Genomic DNA, 20132 nt, shown 5'->3' on the forward strand with positions numbered 1-20132 from the left:
TGTGTCGGTCGAGGCCGAGGCCACCCACCTGCCGGAGGCGCTGACCGTTTCCGTCGAGGGTCTGGCCGCCGGTGCGTCCGTCCTGGCGCGGCGTTCGAGCGCGCCGGGCGCGGAGCGCCCGGGACCGGGGCCGCCGCCGGACGTCATGCGAGGTCGTCGCGGGACACCAGGCGCCGGCTGGTGCGCCAGCGGCCGCGGCAGAGCACCAGTTCGTCCTCCATCACGCACACCCGGTGCACCCGGGACACCCCGCCGCGCGGCGTCATGTACACGAGCGCGTAGGCGCGGGTGCGCAGCGTGCCGTTGGACTGCGGCTGCACGTCCAGCATGCCGATCCAGTGGCGCAGCTGCTCGCCGCTCCTGTCCTGCGCCTCCCGGTTGCGCCGCACGTTCGCGGCGAGCGCGGCGCGCCCGCGCACCGGCTCGGGCAGGGTCGGCACGTCGAAGACGGCGTTCTCGGTGAACGTGCCCGCCCACCGCTCCGCCTCGAAGGAGTCGAACAGCTGCATCTGGTGCGCGTAGAACTGCTGGACCTCCGCGTACAGGAGGCCGAACTCCCGCTCCGACAGCGGCAGCGGTCGTGCGGGGGCGGCGGTCATCGCGGTCATGGCGGTCATGGACGACTCCGTTCCATCGGGTCCCCGCAGTCTCTGCGGTGCAGATCGAGCACCCTTCGAAGACTCCTCAAGCGCTTCTGGCCACGGTGGTGAGCGTGCCGCAGCCGCGACCGCCCCTTCGGGAGCCAGGAGGACGCACCATGCCGAAACCCGTGTATCCGCACCTCCCGCTGGACGGCCTGCTGCGCCGCGCCGCCGTCCGCGACCCCGCGGGCTGGGCGGTGCGCACGGGCCCGGCCACCGTGACCTTCGCCGAGCTCGACGCGCAGGCCGACCGCATCGCCGCCCACCTGGAGCACGACTGCGGCCGCCGCGGCGCCCGGGTCGGCGTCGCCCACACCCTCGACCCCGTCTTCGCCGCCGCCTACTACGGGACGGTCCGCAGCGGGAACACCGTCGTGCTGGTCAACCCGCTGCTCAAGGAGACGGGCCTGGTCCACGTCTTCACCGCCGCCGCCGTCGAGGTGGCGTTCGTACCGACCGCGACGGCGGAGCTGCTGCTGAAGCTGTCCGACCGGCTGCCCGCCCTGCGCACCGTCGTGGTGACCGACGCCCCCGACGGGGTGGTCCCCGGCGACGCCGTGCCGCTGGCCGAGGTGCTCGGCTGCGCGGCCGAGCGGACCGCCCTGCCCGGGGCCGTCGACCTCGACGCCGACGCGTGCATCCAGTTCACCACCGGCACCACCGGCCGGCCCAAGGGCGTCCGGCTCACCCACCGCAACCTGGTCGCCAACGCCGCGCAGACCGCCGCCGCCCACCGGCTCGGCAGCGACTCGGTCCTGCTCAACCACCTCCCGCTGTACCACGTGATGCACCTCAACTCCGCGGTGTTCGCGGGCGCCTGCCAGGTGCTGTGCACCGACCCGGACCCGATCGCCTCCCTCGCCCTCGCCGCCGAGGTGTCGGCCACCCACTACTACGGGCTGCCCGCCCGGCTGCACGCCCTGGCCCTGGACGACCGGCTCACCGGCCCGTTCCCGGCCGGCCGCAGCCTGACCGCCGTCCTGTCCGGCGGCACCGCCCTGGCCTCCACCGCCGCCCGGGCGCTGTCCGAGCGCCTCGGCGTGCCCGTCGTGCAGGGCTACGGGATGGCCGAGCTCTCCCCGCTCTCCCACTGCCAGGACCCGCTCAAGCCCAAGGCCGGATCGGTGGGCCCGCCCGTGCCCGGCACCCAATGCCGCATCGTCCACCTGGACACGCGCGCCCCGCTGGACGGGTACGCCACCGGTGAGGTCCAGGTGCGCGGGCCGCAGGTGATGGCCGGCTACCTGGACGACACCGAGCCGCCGCGGATCGACGCCGACGGCTGGTTCTCCACCGGGGACGTCGGCTACCGCAACGAGGACGGCGTGCTGTTCCTCGTGGACCGGCTCGGCGACGTCTTCAAGTACGACAACGAGCTCGTCTCGCCCAGCACCGTCGAGGAGGTCGTCCGCGCCGACCCGCGGGTCGCCGACTGCATCGTGAGCGGCTGGCCCGACCCCGTGCACGGGTCCGTCGTGTGGCTCGGGCTCGTCCTGCGCGACCCGACCGCGCCCGGACTCCTCGACCGGATCGACTCCATCGTCGAGGGCGCCGGCGAGCGGCTCACCGAGGCCGAGCAGATCCGCCGGGTCGAGGTCCTCGACGCGGTGCCGCGCAACCCCGTCGGCAAACCCGAACGCGCCGCCCTGCGCCGGGACATCCGCCGGCGCGCGGCGGCCGAAGCCGCCCTGTGACCGACCCCTTGCGGGGCGCCCCTTCCCGTACGACCGACCCACCACCGATCAGAGGAGCCACCGCAATGCGGACCTACAGCGGCACAGGTGCCGGCCCCGGCACACCGACGACGCGGGGCCGGGCCGCCCGGGTGCTCGTGGTGGGCGCCGGCCCCGTCGGCCTGACCGCCGCGCACGAACTCGCCCGCCGCGGCCTGCGGGTCCGCCTCGTCGACGGCGCGCCCGGCCCGGCCGCCACCAGCCGCGCCGTGGCCGTCCACCCGCGCACCCTGGAGACCTTCGACCAGATGGGCGTGATCGACGGGGTGCTCGCCTCCGGCCGCAAGAACCGCGCCTTCACCATGTACGCCGGCGGCCACCGGCTCGTCCGCCTCGAAGCCGACTACGCCTCGATGCCCACCCGCTTCCCGTACACCGTCGTCATCGAGCAGACCCGCACCGAGGAACTGCTGCGCGAGGCCGTCGCCCGGCTCGGCGTCCGCATCGAGTGGGGCGTGCGGCTGACCGGCCTCACCCAGGACGCGGCCGGCGTCACGGCCCGCCTGGAGCACGCCGACGGCACCGCCGAGGAGTACCCGGTGCCCTGGCTCGTGGGCTGCGACGGCGGCCACAGCACCGTCCGCAAGGAGCTCGGCCTGCCGCTGATCGGAGAGTCCCGCGACACCTGGGAGCTCGCCGACGCCGAGGTCGACACCGACCTGCCGCCCGACACCATCTACTGGGCGCACACCGGCGGCCAGGCCCTGATGATGGTCCCCTACCGGCAGGACGGCCGCTGGCGGCTCCTCGACACCGCACCCGACCGCCGCCCCGGCGAGCGCGCCGACGCCGAGGACGTCGCCCGCCGCTTCTCCGCGAAGCTCAGCGCGGGCCTCGGCCGGCCCGTGCGGGTCGGACCCCCGTCGTGGAACTCGGTGTTCACCTTCCAGCAGCGCATGGTGCCGCGCATGCGCGAGGGCCGCTGCTTCGTCGCCGGCGACGCCGCCCACGTCCACAGCCCCGCCTCCGGCCAGGGCATGAACACCGGCATCCAGGAGGCGTACAACCTGGGCTGGAAGCTCGCCATGGTCGACCACGGCCAGGCCGGCAAGGAGCTCCTCGCCACCTACGGGCTCGAACGGGTCCCGGTCGGCCGGGCGCTGCTCGGCTCCACCCGCAAGGCCACCTTCCTCGTGCAGTTCAAGAACCGGCTGGCCGGCACGGCCCTCCCGGTCGTCTTCTCCCTCGTCCGGGCCGTCCCGCCGCTGCGCCGGGCCATCCAGCGCAAGGTCCTCGGCGGGATGTCCGGGCTGCGCCTGGCCTACCCGGAAAGCCCCCTGACCACGCCCGGCAAGGGCCCGGCGCTCCCCGCGGGCACCCGGGCGGCCGCGGCCGCTGCCCGGCACCCCGACGACCCCGGCTCGGCGGCGCTGCGCGCCGAACTCCGCGACACCCGCTGGACCCTGCTGTGGGCGGCGGCCGGCCCCGGCGAGGCGCTGCGCGTCGCCCGCGCCTCCGCCGCCGAGCACGGCGACTGGCTCTCGGTGCGCACCGCCGGCGACGGCACCCGCGGCGGCCCCGAACCGCTGCCCGACCCGGCCGGGCTGCTGCGCCGCACGCTGGGCCTGGGTCCCGGGGGCTGGGTGCTGATCCGGCCCGACGGCTACCTCGCGGCCGGCGGGCCGACGCTGAGCTGGCGCGAGCTGGAGCGGGCGATCGCCCCGCTGGGCCGGCTCGCCACCGTCCACCGCCTGCGCCCGCGCTCCGCGGCCCGGCCGCCGGTCCTCCAGCAGACTTCCGGCGGCTCTCCAGAGCTCCGGGACACGGTCGAAACCACACCACGAGTCCTGGAGGGTCAGCGATGACAGCACCGTCAGCCACACGGCCGGGGTCGGCGACGCCGGCTGCGGCGTCGAGACCGGCCGCTCCGGCCTGGCCGGCTCCGCCGCCGCAGCCGGTGGCCCTGGTCACCGGCGGCACCAGCGGCATCGGCCTGGCCGTCGCCCGGGACCTGGGCCGGCGCGGCCACCGGGTGTTCCTCTGCGCGCGGACCGCCGACGCCGTCAAGCAGACCGTCCAGGACCTGCGCGCCGAGGGCCTCGACGTCGAGGGCACCGCCGCCGACGTCCGCTCCCGCGAGTCCGTCGCCGCGCTGGTGGCCGCGGCCGTCGAGGAGTACGGCCCCGTCTCCGTCCTCGTCAACAACGCCGGGCGCAGCGGCGGCGGCCCGACCGCCGACATACCCGACGAGCTCTGGTACGACGTCATCGACACCAACCTCAACAGCGTCTTCCTGCTCACCCGGGAGGTCCTGAAGAACGGCGGTCTCGAGGGCGCCTCCTGGGGCCGCATCATCAACATCGCCTCCACGGCCGGCAAGCAGGGCGTCCTGCTCGGCGCCCCCTACTCGGCCTCCAAGCACGCCGTCGTCGGCTTCACCAAGGCCCTCGGCAAGGAGCTCGCCCCCACCGGGATCACCGTCAACGCGGTCTGCCCCGGCTACGTGGAGACCCCGATGGCCGAGCGCGTCCGCGCCGGGTACGCCGCGGCCTGGGGCACCACCGCCGAGGACGTGCAGGAGCAGTTCGAGGCGAAGATCCCGCTGGGGCGCTACGCCACCCCCGAGGAGGTCGCGGCCATGGTCGGCTACCTGACCACGGACCTCGCCGCGGCCGTCACCGCGCAGGCGCTCAACGTCTGCGGCGGACTGGGCAACTTCTGATGGCGGCCGAGCAGATGCACCGCACGGTGCACGAGACCGAGGTCGACGCGCCCGCCGGGGTGGTCTACGGCCTGATCGCGGACCCCGTGCAGTGGCCGCTGTTCTTCCCGCCCAACGTGTACGTCGAACGCCTCGCCTTCGACGGCACCGAGGAGCGGCTGCGGATGTGGGCCACCGCGGGCGGGCAGGTCAAGTCCTGGACCTCGCGCCGCGTCCTGGACGCGGGCGCCCGGCGGATCGAGTTCCGCCAGGAGATCGCGGCGGCCCCGCTGCGCGAGATGACCGGCACCTGGACCGTCGAGCCGCTCGGCGGCGACCGCTGCCGGCTGACCCTGCTGCACGACTTCCGCGTCGTCGGCGACCGGCCCGAGGACGTGGCCTGGGTCGAGCGCGCCACCGACACCAACAGCCGCGCCGAGCTGGGCAACCTGGCCCGGATCGCGGGCCGGTGGGCCCACATGGACCAGCTCGTCATGACCTTCGAGGACACGGTGCGGGTCGACGCCCCGCCGCAGCTGGTGTACGCCTTCCTGGAGCGGGCCGAGCGGTGGCCGGACCTGCTGCCGCACGTCGCCCGGCTGGAGCTGGCCGAGGACGCCGAGCTGCCCGGGGTGCAGCGCATGAGCATGGACACGATGGTCGCGGACGGCTCCGCGCACACCACCGAGTCGGTGCGGGTCTGCTTCCCCGAGGCCGGCCGCATCGTCTACAAGCAGACCCGTACGCCCGCCCTGATGAGCGCGCACACCGGCGCCTGGACGGTCACCGGCGACGCCCGCCGCTCGACCGTCACCTCCCGGCACGGCGTCGTCCTGCGCCCCGACGCCGTCACCCGGGTGCTCGGCCCCACCGCCGACCTCGCCGCGGCCCGTACGTACGTCCGCGACGCACTGGGCCGCAACAGCACGGCCACCATGGCGTACGCCAAGCGGTACGCGGAGACGGCGGTCGGGTCCCGGTGACGCGGGCCCGTCCACCGGCGCTCCGGCTGCGCTCCGACGGCGCTCCACCGCGCTCGGACAGACTCTGGATGAACCGTGAGGGAGGTGTGTGATGGCGGTCCAGCGAGTGCACCGGACGTCGTACGCCGTCGACGTCGCCGCGCCGGCCGGCGTGGTCTACGGACTGGTGGCGGACACGACCCAGTGGCCGTTGTTCGTCCCCGCGAGCATCCACGTGGAACGGCTGGACTTCGACGGGGTCCAGGACCGGTTCCACATGTGGGCCACCGCGAACGGCACCGTCAGGTCCTGGCTCTCGCGCCGCACCCTCGACGCGGGCGCCCGGCGCATCGACTTCCGCCACGAACTGCCGGCCGCCCCCACGACCGGGATGGGCGGCAGCTGGAGCGTGGAGCCGCGCGGGGCCGACCGGTGCCGGCTGGTGCTGGAGCACGACTTCACCGTCGCCGGGGACCGGCCGCAGGACGTCGCCTGGGTGCGGCGGGCCACCGACGACAACAGCCGCGCCGAGCTCGACCGGCTCAAGGAGACCGCCGAGCAGTGGACCCGCCTGGACGGGCTGCTGCTCGCCTTCGAGGACGCCGTACGGGTCGACGGTCCGGCGGAGCTCGTCTACGGCTTCCTCTACGACGTGGCCGACTGGCCGCGGCTGATCCCGCACGTCGCGCGGCTCGACGTCACCGAGGACGAGCCGGGGGTGCAGCTCATGAGCATGGACACGGTGACCGCGGACGGCTCCGCGCACACCACCGAGTCCGTACGGGTCTGCTTCCCGCACGCCGGCCGCATCGTCTACAAGCAGACCGCGACACCCGCGCTGATGGCGGCGCACACCGGCGAATGGTCCGTCATCCCCGACGAGACCGGCGTCACCGTGGTCTCCCAGCACAGCGTCCTGCTGCGCGAGGAGGCCGTCGAACGGGTGCTGGGCCCCGGCACCACCCTCGCCGAGGCCCGCACGTACGTCCGCAGCGCGCTGGGCCGCAACAGCACGGCCACCCTCGAACTGGCCAAACAGCACGCGGAGAACGCCGTCCGCATGCTGTGAGACCGAGAACGGCCGGGCCGCCGACCGCGGTTCGGGAGGCGCCGGGCCGCTCCTCGCGGCCCGGGAGGTGCCGGGGCCGCGCCCGCGGCCCGGGGCCCCGCCGGAGCACCCACGCCGCTCCGGCGGGGCTGTGGCCCACGCCGCTCCGGCGGGGCTGTGCCGCGGCACCGGCGGCGCGTCAGCGGCCCGTCAGCGATACGTGGCCCCGCCATGCATACTCGTCCCCTTTGGAGTCGGAGTCCGATGCCGAACGGGGGAGAGATGACCACCGCTGCCTCTGCTGTCGCCGTCACCGTGGTCATCGCCCCCGGCCCCGAGCCGGCCCTCCACCTCCACGGCCCCCTCGACCGGGCCGTTCTGTCGGCCCTGCCGCCGTACCCGCTGACCCGGCACAGCCCCACGCACCACACCCTCCACCTCCCGCCGGACCACCCCCACCCGGGCGCGCTGGCCGACCTCCTCACGCGCACCGCGGCTGCGGCGTCCCGCCCGGCGGAGGCGGGGGGCGGGGGCCGGTCCCGGGCGGCCCGCACGGCCACCGCGGCCGCCGCGGCCGCCGCGGCCGCCGCGGCCGCCGCGGGCCGCAGGGCCGAGGCGATCAGCGCGACCACCCCGGCCGAGCCGGCCCCCAAGGCCGAGCCGGCCGAGGGGCCGGCCGCCCCGGGCCGACCAGTCGGCCGGAGTGGGCTGGGTGGCTCGGCTGACCCGGCTCGTGCGGCCGGTTCGGCCCAGTCGGCCCAGTCGGCCCAGTCGGCCCAGTCGGCCCAGTCGGCCCAGTCGGCCGAGTTGACCGGGGGAGCCGCGGCCGGAGGGGCCGGCCTGCCCGGACTCGACGTCCGCGCGGGCGAATCGGCCGGCCCGGCCGCACGGACCGGGGGAGCGGGTGCGGTCAGCGGCGACGGCGTGGCCGGGCCGGCCCGTGCGGGCGTCCCCGCAACCGCCCTGCCCCCGCTGCCCGTCGGGGCGCGGCAGCGCGAGGTGCTGCTCGACGCGCTCGCCGCCCGGCCCGGTGCCGCCCTCCACGTCGAGCAGCTCCACTGGCGCTGGTACGGGCCGCTGGACACCCGCCGCTTCCACGAGGCCTGGCAGGCCGTCCACGACCGCGAGCCCGTCCTGCGCGCCGCGCTCGCGCCCGGCGACGGCGGCCCGCACGTCGTCGTCCACCCGCACGCCGAGCCGGAGCTCGTCCGGCACCCGTACGGATCCGCCGACTGGCACTCCCTGCTCATCGGCGAACGCCTGCGCCCCTTCGACCTGCACCGCCCCGCCCCGCTGCGGATCGCCCTGCTCGACGAACAGGCCGGGCCCGCCGGGCCGACCCGGGTCATCCTGACCTACCACCACGCCCTGCTCGACGGCCGGAGCGTACGGCTGCTGCTGCGCGCCTTCCACCGCGCGTACCTGGCCGCGGGGCGGGCGCGGGGCGGGGAGCGGCGGCCCGACGTACGGGACCACCTGCGCTGGCTCGCCGGGCAGGACGACACCGCGCCGCGCGCCTACTGGGCCGGGGCCGCACCGCCGCCCGGCTCGCGGACGCTGCCCGTCCCGGCGGCGGGGCCCGGGCCCGCCGGCGGCGGCCCGGCCCACCGGGGCCACGGCCGCAGCCGGCACCGGCTGACCCCCGAGGAGGCGGTGCGGCTGCGGCGCTGGGCCGCGGACCTGGGCGCCGCCGAGAGCACCGCTCTCGGCGCGGCCTGGGCGCTGCTCCTGCAGCGCGCCACCGGCTCGGGCCCCCGTCCCGCCCCCGTCGCCTTCGCCGTCGCCGTCTCCGGACGCGGCATCGCGCTGGAGGGCGCGGCCGGCATGCCCGCTCCGCTCCAGGGCCCGCTGCCGCTGCACGTCCGGGTCGACCCGGCCGCGCCGGTGGCGGAGCTGCTGGCGGAGCTCGGGGAGCGGGTGCTCGGCGCATCGGCGTACGAATGGGTCTCGCAGGGGCAGGTCCACGCGTGGAGCGGCCGCGGGGCGCACGAGGAACTCACCGAGTCGGTGGTGTCGTTCGACCCGCCGGACGGGCCGCCGACGGCCGTGGAGGCGGAGCTCGCCGAGGAGGGCGTCCACCTCGGGCGCCCGCAGGCGGTGGATGCGTACACGCCGGTGCCACTGAGCGTGCGGGCTCACCACGACTGCGAGGGCGGCCTCGTTCTGACGGCCGTCAACGACCGGTCGCGGATCGGCGATGCGGAGGCCGCGGCGGCCCTCGACCGGACCGCGCTGCTGCTGCGCGAACTCCCGTGCAGCGGGGACGGCTCGGCGCCTGCGGGCGACTTCCTGTCCCTGCTGCCCGAGGCCGGCCCCGCCCGCACCCGGCCGCAGGCCGCCACCGTGTCCGTGCTCCGCCCGGCCGCCCGCCCCGGCGCGGGGACGGTCCTGCTCGTCCCGCCGCCGGACGCCGCCGCCGGGGCCGACTGCCACGCCGGCCTCGCGGCGGCCTGGCGGGGGCCGCAGGCCCTGGTCACGGTGCGGGGTGCGGCCGACGCGCCGGCCTGCCTGGCGGCGCTCCGCCCCCTGCTCGCGGCCGGCGAACCGCTCCTGCTCGGCTGCGTTGCGGGCGGCGGCGAACTCGCGTACGAGATGGCCCACCGCCTCGCCGCCCACGGCTGGCCCCCACCCCTGATCGCGGTGGCCCCGACCCCCGCCACCCTGTCCCGCGCCCTCCACAGGGCCACCCACTGACCCGGAGCCCTGCCCCTGGCTGCGCAAGCAGACGGTCCGGATGCGCTCGGGCTCCGCCCCAGACCCCGCGCCTCAATCGCCGGCGGGGCTGGAGTGTGCCGGCTCCCGGCTTCGGGGGTGGTGGCCGGGTGTGTTGGGGCTGCGCCCCGGGCCCGGCGCCTCGACTCCTGCGACGTTCGAAGCCGAGGGTCGGCAAAATTCAGCCCCGCCGGCGATTGAGGCGCGGGTCCGGGCGGAGCCCGGTGCCCGGCGGAGCCGGGTTGTCTGGGGCGCTGACCCTCCCCAGACTCCGTCCGGGGGGACCCCACTCGATCGCCGGCGAGGCGAGCGGTCCCTACCCGGCGGTGGCCGGCAGGAGGCGGGTGCGTAGCAGGGTCGCGACCTCCGGGACGCGGGTGTTGAGGTAGAAGTGGCCGCCGGGGAACCAGTGGAACGTGGTCTCGGCGGTGGTGTGCGTACGCCAGGCCGCCGCCTCCTGGAGGGAGACCTTCGAGTCGGTCTGGCCGATCATCGCCACCACCGGGCAGGCCAGCGCCGGCCCCGGCCGGTAGCGATACCCCTGGGCCGCCCGGTAGTCCGCCCGCAGCACCGGCAGGTTCATCCGCAGGAGCTTCTCGTCGACGAGAAGCTCCTGGGGCGTGCCGCCCAGCTCCTTCACCGTCGACAGCACCCAGTCGTCGTCCTCGATGTTCGCGTACTCGCCCTCCCGGTGCGTGGACGGCGCCCGCCGGCTCGACGCGAACAACGCGAGCGGCGCCGTCCCCGCCGCCTCCAGCCGCAGCGCCAGCTCGAAGCCGACCGTCGCGCCGAGGCTGTGCCCGAACAGGGCCAGCGGCCGGGGGTCGGGCCGCTCCTGCAGCTCCGCGAAGAGCCGGTCGGCCATCTCCCGCACGTCCGTGACGAACGGCTCCCCGCGCCGGTCCCCGCGGCCGGGGTACTGCACCGTGAGCACGTCCAACGCGGGTGACAGCGCCCGCGACAGCGGGTGGAAATAGCTGGCCGACCCGCCCGAGTGCGGCAGGCACAGCAGCCGTACGGGTGCCTCCGGTGCCGGATGGAACCGGCGCACCCACGTGCCGGTCGCCGCCGTCGTCGCGCTCATCGCGCCCTCCCTGTAGTCCAGTGCCCCGGGGTCCGGTGCCTGCCCCGCCTGCGGGCCCACGGCCCACCGGCAGTGTCCGACCTGCCGATCGGGCCTGCTTCGAACCGGCCTCGAGCCACCCGTACGGCACTCCCCGGCGGAGTTCGAGGGGGGCTCGACCGGACGTCGAGCAGGCGCGCCGACGCTGAACCTCCGTACGGCCCGGTCCGCGCCCCGTGACGAAGGAGCTGATCCACGCCACCATGGCCACCCTCACCGAGACCCAGACCCTCACCGGCCGGGCCGCCGGCACCCCGGCCCCCACCCCGGCCCCCGCCCCGGCCCCCGCCCGGGACGCCGAGCACGACGCCGCCCTCGCCCGCGCGAGCCGGCTCGACGCGCTCCTCGGCGCGCCCCTCGACCCCGCCAACCCGCACGGCCTCGCCGCCCTGATCGCCGCCGACGCCCGGCGCGAGCCGCCCGCGGAGACCGAGCAGCTGCTCGCCGAGACGGGGCTGGGCGCCGAGTTCGTGCCCGCCGAGTTCGGCGGCCGCCTCACCCGCGCCGACCTGCTCGCCAAGGTGCTGCGGCCGGTCTTCCGCCGCGACGTGGCCCTCGGCTTCGGCTACGGCATCACCTCGCTCTTCGGCACCGCCGCCGTCTGGGCGGCCGGCACCGAGCGGCAGCGCGCCGACACCGCCGCGCTGCTCCTCGGCGGCGGCCGGGCCTCGATCGTCCACCACGAGGTCGCGCACGCGAACGCCATCCTGCGCGACGAGTTCACCGCCGCTCCCGCTCCCGCCCCCGCTTCCGCTTCCGCCCCCGGCGCCGCCGGCTACACCCTCAGCGGGCGCAAGGACGTCATCATGAACGCGTCCCGCTCCGCCGCCTGGGTCGTCTGGGCCCGTACCGCCCCAGAACGCGGCCCGCGCAGCCACTCCGTGCTCCTGCTACGCCCCGACGAGCTGCCCGCCGGCACCGTCGCCCGGCTGCCCCGCGTACCCACCCCCGGCATGCGCGGCGGGCTCTTCTCCGGCCTGGAGTTCACCGGTGTGCCCGTGCCCTCCTCCGCCCTGGTGGGCCGGCCCGGCGAGGGCGTGGCGCTCGCGCTGCGCACCTTCCAGGTCAACCGCTGCCTGATCCCGGCCCTGGCCGTCTCGGCCGCCGACACCGTCCTGCACTCCGCCGTGCGCGCCGTCTCCCCGGGCCGCGGCGGCCGCACCGTCCGGCGCTGGTACAAGCCGCTGACCGGCGTCTTCGCCGACCTGCTGGCCTGCGACAGCATGGCCACCGTCGCCCTGCGCTCGCTGAGCCTGCTGCCCGAGCGCGCCCACGTCCTGGCCGCCGCCGTGAAGTACGTCGTACCGGACCTGCTGCGCGAGGACCTCGAAGCGCTGGCCTCCGTCCTCGGCTCGCACGGCTACGAGCACGGCAGCCCCCAGTACGGCTCCCTCGACAAGCTGGTCCGCGACCTGCCCGTGGCGGGCCTCGGGCACACCGGCACGGCCGCCTGCCAGGCCGTCATCGTGCCGCAGCTGCGCAGCCTCGCCGAACGGTCCTGGTTCCGCGCCGAGGAGCCGCCGGAGGGGCTGTTCTCGGCCGGCGCGGCCCTGCCGTCCCTGGACTACCGGCTGCTCGGCATCGCCAGCGGCGACGACTTCCTCTCCGCCTCGCTCATCGGCTCCGCCGCCCGGCTGGAGGGCCACCGGTCCGCCGCCGGCGGCGGCACCGCCGACCTGGCCGCCCTCGCCGAGCTCGCCGAGACCTTCGTCGGCGAACTGCGCGGCCTGCGCGCCCGGTGCCTGCGGATCCCCGAGGGCCGCGAGGCGCTCACCGACCCGGCCGTCGTCGTCCTCAGCGACCGCTACGCCCTCCTCCTCGCCGCGGCCGCCGTGCTCGGCGTGTGGGAGGCCCGGCACGGCGCCGACGGCGCCGGCGGCGGCGACCCGTTCCTCGCCGATCCGGCCTGGGCGGTGCTCGCCCTGACCCGGCTCGGCCGCCGCATGGGCATCGCCGTGCCCGAGCTGCCCGACGGCGTCCTCGACCGGGTGCTGCGGGAGCTGGTCGGCCGGTACGAGGACGGCCGCTCGTGCGACCTCGACGGCCTGCGGCTCGCGCACTGACGCACCGCACCGCAAGCACCACGCGCCCCGGGACCGCCCTGCGCACCGGGCGCACCGCGCGCACCGGCGCACCCCCGGGCGCACCGCGCCGCCGCAGACCCGACGACCCCTCAGGAGGAGCCGCCCCATGGCGCCCAAGCCGCCCGTGCCGCCCGCACCGCCCACACCGCCCGCGCCGGACCGGCGCACCGCGCCGGCGGACGGGCCGCGCATCGCCGCGCCCGTCCACGTCCCCGGCCCGCACGGGCCGTGGGACGCGGTGCACCGGGGCCTCGACCGGCGCGGCAGTGCCGTGGTGTACGCGACATGGGGCGAATGGCTGCCCGCGGCCCTGGCCGAACCGGCCCTGCGCCCCCTGCTGGGCCGGGACTGGCAGCGCTACCGCGGCACGGCGGACGCGGCGATCCGCTACCGCTTCGTCACCTCACGCATGATCATCAAGTACACGGCGGCGGCCGCGCTGCGCACCGACCCGGCCGCGTTCGACCTCGCGTACAAGCTGGGCGGGCGGCCGTTCATCCGGGGCCTGGACCAGATCGACATCAGCCTGAGCCACACCGACGACCTGATCGCGGTCGGCGTCAGCCGCACCGGCCGGATCGGCGTCGACGTGGAGCCGGCCGACCGGCGGATGTCCTACGAGCTGCTGCGCGGCCACATGTGCACCCCGGCCGAGCACGAGGAGCTGGAGCGGATGTCCCAGGACCGCCAGGCCTCCGAACTGCTGCGCCTGTGGACCCTGAAGGAGGCCTACACCAAGGCCCTCGGCCAGGGACTCCAGCTCGGCTTCACGGAGTTCGGCTTCGGCCTGGAGAGCGGCGGCCTGATCGCGCCCGACGGCACCCCGGCCGCCAGCGGCGAATGGGCCTTCGGCACCCACCCGGTCCTCGGCCGCTACCTGCTGAGCACGGCCTGCCACGACACCGGCCTGGACCCGGCCCGCGACACCGCCGTGCGCACCATGCTGGACCCGGCCTTCATGGACGCCGTCGAAGACGCCCTCGCCACCGGCTAGCCCCGGCCGCGTCCGGCCGGGCCGGCAGCGGACCGGCTTATTGCATACCCCTTGCAATAACAACCAATCTGCAATCCAATGGCGGGAGTTGCCGCCGGGGCCACCGCCCCGGGCCCCTCACCGTCCAGGATGCGGAGCGCGCCCATGCCCCACCTGCTGCCGGAGCCCGGACCGCAGCGCACCATCGCCGCCTCGAACTTCGTCTACACCCTCGGCAGCGGCCTGTACCTGACCGCCGGTGTCCTCTACTTCACCGAGGCCGTGCGGCTCCCGGCCGCCCAGGTCGGCCTCGGGCTCGGCATCGCCGGGATCCTCGCCCTCGCGGCGGGCATCGCCGCCGGCCACCTCGCGGACCGGCGCGGGGCGCGCGGCGTGTACGCCGCCACCCTCGTCGTGCAGGCGCTCGCCACGGCCGGCTTCCTGCTGGCGGACGGCTTCGGGCCGTTCGTGGCCGCGGTCTGCGCGGCCACCGCCGCGAAGGGCGCGGGGCTCGCCGCGCGCAGCCCCCTCATCCGGCACCACGGAGGGGAGCGGCCGCAGGAATTCCGCGGCTACCTGCGCGCCGTGACCAACATCGGCATCTCCCTCGGCGCCGTCCTGGCCGGCTGCGCCGTCCAGGACGGCACGCAGAACGCGTACCGCCTGCTCGTCATCGGCAACGCGCTCGCCTTCGCGGCCTCGGCGGCGATCGTGCTGCTCCTGCCCGCCGTCGCGCCCGAACCGGCCGCGGACGGCCCGTGCCGGACCGCCCTGCGCGACCGGCCGTACCTCGCGCTCACCGTCCTGGACGGCATCATGGCCATCCAGTTCAAGGTGCTCACCGTCGCCGTCCCGCTGTGGATCGTCGCCGCCACGGACGCGCCGCCGTGGCTCATCTCGGGCACCATGCTCCTCAACACCGTCCTGGTCGTCACCTGCCAGGTGCGGGCCGGCCGCAGCATCGACAGCCCGGCGGCGGGCGCCCTCGCCTACCGCCGGTCCGGCGCCGCCTTCCTCGCCGCCTGCGTGCTGATCTCCCTGTCCGCCGGCATCCCGGCGGGGGCCGCCGCGGCGCTGCTGCTCGCCGCCGTCGCCGTGCACACCCTCGGTGAACTGTGGCACGCGGCCGCCGGGTTCGAGATCTCCTTCGCCCTGGCCCCGCGGCACGCCACCGGGCAGTACCTCGGCGTCTTCGGCCTCGGGGCCGGCCTCGCCGAAGCCGTCGGGCCGGCCTTGCTGATCTCCCTGTGCATCACCTGGGGGCGGCCCGGCTGGTACGTGGTGGGTGCGCTGTTCGCCGTGGCGGGCCTGGCCGCGCCGCCGGCCGTGGCCTGGGCCGGCCGCCGCGGGTCCGCAGGCCGGCCCCGCCCCCGGGACGCGGCGGAGCCGGCTACTGCGGCGGCGACCGCCTGAGGCGGACGGGTCAGAGGGGCCGGACCCGGTCGTGCAGGAGGCAGAACTCGTTGCCCTCCGGGTCGGCCAGGACGTGCCAGTTCTCGGCGCCGGTCTGGCCGACGTCCACCGGCCTGGCGCCGAGCGCGAGCAGCCGCTCCAACTCGGCGCCCTGGTCCTGGTCGGTGGGGCTGACGTCGATGTGCAGGGGGAGCTTCCCGGCCCGCGGATCACTGCTCGGGCTGAGGACGAGGGTCGGCTGCGGCCCGCCGAAGCCGCCGTCGGCCGGTCCGATCTCGATGCTCCCGTCCTCCTCCCGGCCGAGTTCGACGTAACCCAGCACCGCCCTCCAGAACCCGGCGAGCCGGTCGGGATCGGCGCAGTCGAGGACGAGCTCACTGATGCGGCATGCCATGCCCGCCAGTCTACGAAGGCGGTGGGTCGGCGCACGGGTCCGTGCGGCGAACGTGCGCGTGCGCATCTGCTGCAGGCGTCGGTCGGCACGACCTCGGTACGTGCCGACGACACGGAGAGGACCGCGGCGCGGATCGGCCGCGCCGGAGGCTCCCCACTCCTGACCGCGGCCGGCCCCCGGCGGCAGCGCGAAAGCCCGGCGCGGCAGGGGCGGCGGCCGGGCTTTCGGGGGTGCGGGCGGTGCGGGTGGGGGTCAGGCCGTGGCGGTGCGGGTGGGGGTCAGGCCGTGGCCGGGGCCGGGGCGGGGGTGGGCTCCGGGGTCGTCTGCGGGGACGCCGGCTCCGGGGCCGGGCGGTTCACCGTGCGCGGGATGGCCAGGGCGCACAGGCCGCCGAGGAAGACCACCGCCACGCCGACCCAGACGGCCGGGTGCATGCCGTCCACGAACTCCCGGGCGTTGGCCATCGAGCCGTTGCGGACGAAGACCGTGGACAGGACGGCGATGCCCAGCGCGCCGCCGATCTCGCGGGCCGTGGTGTTGGCGCCGGAGGCCGTGCCGTACAGGTTCGGCGAGACGGAGGCGAGGACGACCGCGGCGGTCGGGGCGAAGGCGAAGCCCATGCCCGTGCCGCCGAGGACCATCGCCCCGACGAGGTGGGAGTACGGGGTGTTGTCCGTGGCCGCCAGGGTGATCCAGGCGAGGCCGGCCGCCTGGAGGAAGAGGCCGAGCGCCATCAGGCGGCCGCCGCCGACGCGGTCGGTCAGGGCGCCGGCCACCGGGGCGATGAACATCGGCATCAGCGTCCACGCCAGGGTCAGGACACCGGCGTGCAGCGGCGTGCGGACGGGGGCGATCTGGAGGTACTGGGAGAGCAGGAAGATGGAGCCGAAGACGCCGAAGTACATGGTCGCGGAGACCACGTTGCACATGACGAAGGCGCGCAGCCGGTAGAGCGAGAGCGGCAGCATCGGCATCTTGGCCCGCGCCTCCCACGCCACGAACGCGGCGAGCAGGACGGCGCCGCCCGCGAACGCGCCGACGATGCGGCCGTCGGTCCAGCCGTCCTCGGCGCCGTTGACGATGCCCCAGACCAGGGCGACGAGGCCGCCGGTGGCCAGGACCATGCCGAGCGGGTCCAGGCGGGTGCCGGCCAGCTTGCTCTCGTCCAGCACCTTCAGCACCAGCGGGACGGCGATCAGGCAGACCGGGACGTTGATCCAGAAGATCCAGTGCCAGTCGATGCCGTCGACCACGGCGCCGCCGACGAGCGGGCCGAAGGCCACGGCCAGGCCGCTGAACGCGGACCACAGGCCGAGCGCCAGGCTGCGCTTGTTCGCGGGCACGGCCTGCGCGAGCAGGGTCATCGACAGCGGCATCACCGCGGCCGCGCCCACGCCCTGCGCGGTGCGGCCCACGATGAGCTCGGCGGTGGTGTCGCACAGGCCGCAGTACACCGAGGACAGGGTGAAGACGGCGATGCCCAGGAGGAAGATCTTCCGCCGCCCGAACCGGTCGCCGAGGGCGGCGCCGGTGAGCAGCAGACAGGCGAACGCCAGGACGTAGGCGTTGACGAACCACTGCAGGTCCTGGGTGTCGGCCTCCAGCTCCTTGGCCAGGGTGGGCAGGGCGGTGGAGACGACGAGGTTGTTCAGCGCCACCATGAACATCGGGACGCTCGTCGCGATGATCGACAGCCACAGGGGGGCGGTGCCGCCGCGGCGCGCGGGAGGCGCGCCGCCGGCCGCTTCTGAGGCGCTGGTGCTGGTGTCGGTGCTCATAGGGGGTTCTCCATACGGAAGACGGGGTTCACCGGGCGGTGCGCAGTGCGCGGTGCGGGGTGCGCAGTACGTGCCCCGGCCCGGGGCGGGGGTGTCCCGGGCCGGGAGTCGTGGTCCGGGCGCGGCGTCAGGAGTGGTTCTCGGAGCTGCCGGCGTTCTCGGCGTCGGCCCGGAGCTGGGCGTCGAGGCGGCTGCGGGCGTCGTCCCAGTCGAGCGGCAGCACGGAGACGGGCATCTCCCAGAAGGTGAAGACCGACGTCCGCATGGTGGAGCGGAGTTCGCCCATGATGCCGCGGTGCGGTTCGGCCCTGGCGTAGCCGTAGATCGCCTCGCGGCTCTCCCAGGCGGACAGGGTCCAGAAGGTGCGCTTGAGCGGCTCGGCGATCAGCGAGGCCTCGACCGCTCCGGGCGAGGTCTTCAGCTGGGCCCAGGCGGCCAGGGCGCGGACGAAGAAGCGCGGGACGTCGGAGAGCGACTTCACCTCGAAGCGGGACGCCATGACGTGGACGCGTGCGGTCGTGGGGACCGGGGTGCGGCCCTTCCAGGAGAGTTTCGGCACCGTGAGCCTCGCCTTCAATAATGGAGAGTTGCAGTATCCATGATAGAGAGTGGAACTGTCCACTGGCCAATCGAGCGTGGAAGAAGCCGAGAACGGAAGACGATGCGAATCTCTGAGCTGAGCCGCCGCAGCGGGGTGCCGATCACGACCATCAAGTACTACCTCCGCGAAGGCCTGCTGCCGCCCGGACGTGCCACCGCCCCGAACCAGGCCGAGTACGACGACTCGCACGTGCGCCGGCTCCGGCTGGTCCGGGCCCTGGTCGGGGTGCGGGGGCTGAGCGTGGGCGCCGCCAAGGAGGTCCTGGGCGGCGTGTACGAGCGCGAGGACGACCCGCACAAGGTCCTCGGGCTCGTCCTCGGCGCCACCGCCGAGGCGGCCGACGCCGAGGCGGACAAGGACGCCGAGCTCGACGGCGCCCGCCTCGCCGAGGTCGACGCCCTGCTGGACGCCCTGGGCTGGCGGGTGTCGGACGACGCCGCCGGCAAGGCGGTCATCGCCCGGACCCTCCAGACCCTCGGCGACCTCGGCATGGACTACGACTGGCACCGGCTGCTCCCGTACGCCGAACTCGCCGGCCGGATCGCGGCCGTCGACCTCGACGGGATCGAGGACCTCCGGGACCCGCTCGAGATGGCCGAGCGGGCCCTGGTGCTGACGGTCCTGCTGGAGCCGGTCCTGCTGGCCCTGCGCCGCCTGGCGCAGGAGAGCCAGTCCGCGGCCCGGCGGGGCGCCGGCCCCGCTCAGCCCTGAGCCTGCTCCTTCATCTCCTTCAGGAGCTGGGCCGCGGCCTCGGCGCCCGAGGAGAACGCCGCCTCGTGCGAGCCGATCTGGTCCCAGCCCAGCTTCCTGGAGTGGAAGTAGGAGCCGGCCAGCTTCAGCCGGGTCCCCTCGTTGACGTTGTAGATGTCGGCCTGGAGGTTGCGGACGTTGATGTCGATGATCGGGTGCGTGTACGGGAACTCCGCGATCACCGACTCCGGGTCCACCTCCAGCGGGTAGTCGAGGGTGACGAAGTAGTCCTTCTCCGCCGTGAAGCCGTGCAGCTTGTTCATGTAGTACGCGACGTACTGGCGGGCCTGGCCGCCGGCCTCGACCTGGCCGTAGTTCCAGGCCTCCCAGCGCTCCTTGGTCGCCGGCATCACCGAGGTGTCGGTGTGCAGCACCACGCGCGAGGAGCTGTAGCGCACCGGGCCCAGCACCTCCTTCTGCCGGGCGGAGGGGTTCTCCAGCAGGGCCAGCGCCTCGTCGGCGTGGGCGCCGACGATGACGTAGTCGAACGTCTCGCTGCCCTTCGCCGTCGTGACGGTGACCGAGTCGGCGTCCTGGCGGATCGAGGTGGCCGGCTCGGCCGTGCGCAGCTCGGCGCCGATCGCCGCGATCGCCTTGCGGACGTAGGAGATGGAGCCGCCGCCGACGGTGCGCCAGTCGACCTTGCGCCCGCCGAGGCCGCCCTCGTCGTGGCCCAGGTAGAAGGCGATCACCGTGGAGGCCGGGATCTCCCAGATCAGCTCCGCCGGCACGGACCACACCGCCGAGCACAGCAGGATGACGTACGAGTAGCGGAAGGCCTCGCTGTAGCCGCCGCGGTCGAGGTACTCCCCGAGCGGGATGTCGGCCTTCTTGCGCAGGAAGTCGCGCCGCCCCTCCTCGTGGAAGCGGCGGGCCTCGCGCCAGATGGTGACGAACTCCTCGGAGTAGCGGCCGACGACCTCCTCCTCGCCCAGGTCCAGCTCCCGGGTGCCGTACTCCAGGCCGCTGTCGAGGTCGAAGAAGTTGAACCCGCCGAGGTGTTCGACGGCCTCCACGCCCAGCTCCTCGAAGAAGCCGAAGAGGTTCGGGTACGCGGGCCGGTTGAAGACGACGAACGCCGTGTCGATGCCGAGGACCTTGCCGTTCTCCTCGACCTCGACGGTGTTGGCGTGCCCGCCGAGCCGGTCCTCCCGCTCGAAGACCGTGATCCGTGCGTGGTCACGCAGGTGGTAGGCAGCGGAGATCCCGGCGACGCCGGCGCCGACGATCGCGACGCGGGGGGTGGGATTCTGCGACATGGGAGACGTCCTTCACAGTC

16 protein-coding genes and 1 pseudogene are annotated in these 20132 nt (G+C 75.4%); 11 read left to right on the top strand and 6 right to left on the bottom strand.

Going from position 1 to position 20132, the window contains the following annotated elements; genetic code table 11:
• Positions 1-91, top strand: a pseudogene (locus AB0953_RS32060) (50S ribosomal protein L25); the annotation flags it as partial.
• 52 nt (positions 92-143) lie between these two features.
• Here the strand turns inward: AB0953_RS32060 and AB0953_RS32065 are convergent.
• Positions 144-617, bottom strand: coding sequence for a nuclear transport factor 2 family protein (locus AB0953_RS32065; protein WP_366863095.1), 474 nt, complete (start codon positions 615-617; stop codon positions 144-146).
• A 140-nt stretch (positions 618-757) separates the two neighbouring features.
• On the opposite strand from AB0953_RS32065, the gene AB0953_RS32070 reads away from it, so the two are divergent.
• From AB0953_RS32070 to AB0953_RS32095, 6 genes are all read left to right on the top strand, one after another.
• Complete coding sequence (locus AB0953_RS32070; protein WP_366863096.1) at positions 758-2335, top strand: class I adenylate-forming enzyme family protein; 1578 nt, start codon at positions 758-760, stop codon at positions 2333-2335.
• Positions 2336-2400: 65 nt separating this feature from the next.
• Entirely contained in the window at positions 2401-4179 is a 1779-nt protein-coding gene (locus tag AB0953_RS32075; RefSeq protein ID WP_366863097.1) for an FAD-dependent oxidoreductase, read from the top strand.
• Positions 4176-5036 carry a 3-oxoacyl-ACP reductase FabG gene (gene fabG / locus AB0953_RS32080; RefSeq protein ID WP_366863098.1) on the top strand — a complete coding sequence of 287 codons (861 nt, stop codon included), beginning with the start codon at positions 4176-4178 and terminating at the stop codon, positions 5034-5036. Before AB0953_RS32075 ends, fabG begins: the two co-directional genes overlap by 4 nt.
• On the top strand, positions 5036-5998 hold the full coding sequence (locus tag AB0953_RS32085; RefSeq protein WP_366863099.1) for an aromatase/cyclase: 963 nt from the start codon (positions 5036-5038) through the stop codon (positions 5996-5998). Before fabG ends, AB0953_RS32085 begins: the two co-directional genes overlap by 1 nt.
• 91 nt (positions 5999-6089) lie before the next feature.
• The gene (locus AB0953_RS32090) at positions 6090-7046 is read left to right on the top strand and encodes an aromatase/cyclase (RefSeq protein WP_366863100.1); all 957 of its coding nucleotides are present in this window, start codon (positions 6090-6092) and stop codon (positions 7044-7046) included.
• Positions 7047-7307: 261 nt separating this feature from the next.
• Entirely contained in the window at positions 7308-9719 is a 2412-nt protein-coding gene (locus tag AB0953_RS32095; protein ID WP_366863101.1) for a condensation domain-containing protein, read from the top strand.
• A 334-nt stretch (positions 9720-10053) separates the two neighbouring features.
• Here AB0953_RS32095 and AB0953_RS32100 read toward each other — a convergent pair whose 3' ends face one another.
• Complete coding sequence (locus AB0953_RS32100) at positions 10054-10821, bottom strand: alpha/beta fold hydrolase (protein ID WP_366863102.1); 768 nt, start codon at positions 10819-10821, stop codon at positions 10054-10056.
• 215 nt (positions 10822-11036) lie between these two features.
• Here AB0953_RS32100 and AB0953_RS32105 point away from each other — a divergent pair, with 215 nt between their 5' ends.
• The 3 genes from AB0953_RS32105 (at position 11037) to AB0953_RS32115 (ending at position 15330) form a co-directional block, all read left to right on the top strand.
• Positions 11037-12923, top strand: a complete 1887-nt coding sequence (locus tag AB0953_RS32105; RefSeq protein ID WP_366863103.1) for an acyl-CoA dehydrogenase family protein — start codon at positions 11037-11039, stop codon at positions 12921-12923.
• A 127-nt stretch (positions 12924-13050) separates the two neighbouring features.
• The gene (locus tag AB0953_RS32110; protein ID WP_366863104.1) at positions 13051-13938 is read left to right on the top strand and encodes a 4'-phosphopantetheinyl transferase superfamily protein; all 888 of its coding nucleotides are present in this window, start codon (positions 13051-13053) and stop codon (positions 13936-13938) included.
• Between the two features lie 144 nt (positions 13939-14082).
• Positions 14083-15330 carry an MFS transporter gene (locus tag AB0953_RS32115; protein ID WP_366863105.1) on the top strand — a complete coding sequence of 416 codons (1248 nt, stop codon included), beginning with the start codon at positions 14083-14085 and terminating at the stop codon, positions 15328-15330.
• A gap of 10 nt (positions 15331-15340) precedes the next feature.
• Here AB0953_RS32115 and AB0953_RS32120 read toward each other — a convergent pair whose 3' ends face one another.
• From AB0953_RS32120 to AB0953_RS32130, 3 genes are all read right to left on the bottom strand, one after another.
• On the bottom strand, positions 15341-15724 hold the full coding sequence (locus AB0953_RS32120) for a VOC family protein (protein WP_366863106.1): 384 nt from the start codon (positions 15722-15724) through the stop codon (positions 15341-15343).
• A gap of 278 nt (positions 15725-16002) precedes the next feature.
• A complete protein-coding gene (locus AB0953_RS32125) occupies positions 16003-17502 on the bottom strand; it encodes a DHA2 family efflux MFS transporter permease subunit (protein WP_366863107.1) in 1500 nt (499 codons plus the stop codon).
• Positions 17503-17629: 127 nt separating this feature from the next.
• Positions 17630-18001 carry a DUF3291 domain-containing protein gene (locus AB0953_RS32130; RefSeq protein WP_366863129.1) on the bottom strand — a complete coding sequence of 124 codons (372 nt, stop codon included), beginning with the start codon at positions 17999-18001 and terminating at the stop codon, positions 17630-17632.
• A gap of 162 nt (positions 18002-18163) precedes the next feature.
• On the opposite strand from AB0953_RS32130, the gene AB0953_RS32135 reads away from it, so the two are divergent.
• A complete protein-coding gene (locus tag AB0953_RS32135; RefSeq protein ID WP_366863108.1) occupies positions 18164-18814 on the top strand; it encodes a MerR family transcriptional regulator in 651 nt (216 codons plus the stop codon).
• Here AB0953_RS32135 and AB0953_RS32140 read toward each other — a convergent pair.
• A complete protein-coding gene (locus tag AB0953_RS32140) occupies positions 18805-20112 on the bottom strand; it encodes an FAD-dependent oxidoreductase (protein WP_366863109.1) in 1308 nt (435 codons plus the stop codon). The genes AB0953_RS32135 and AB0953_RS32140 overlap by 10 nt on opposite strands.
• Positions 20113-20132: the final 20 nt, after the last annotated feature.

Origin of the sequence: Streptomyces sp. NPDC046866, from assembly GCF_040704625.1 — a bacterium.
In the GTDB taxonomy this organism is placed as follows: Bacteria; Actinomycetota; Actinomycetes; order Streptomycetales; family Streptomycetaceae; genus Streptomyces.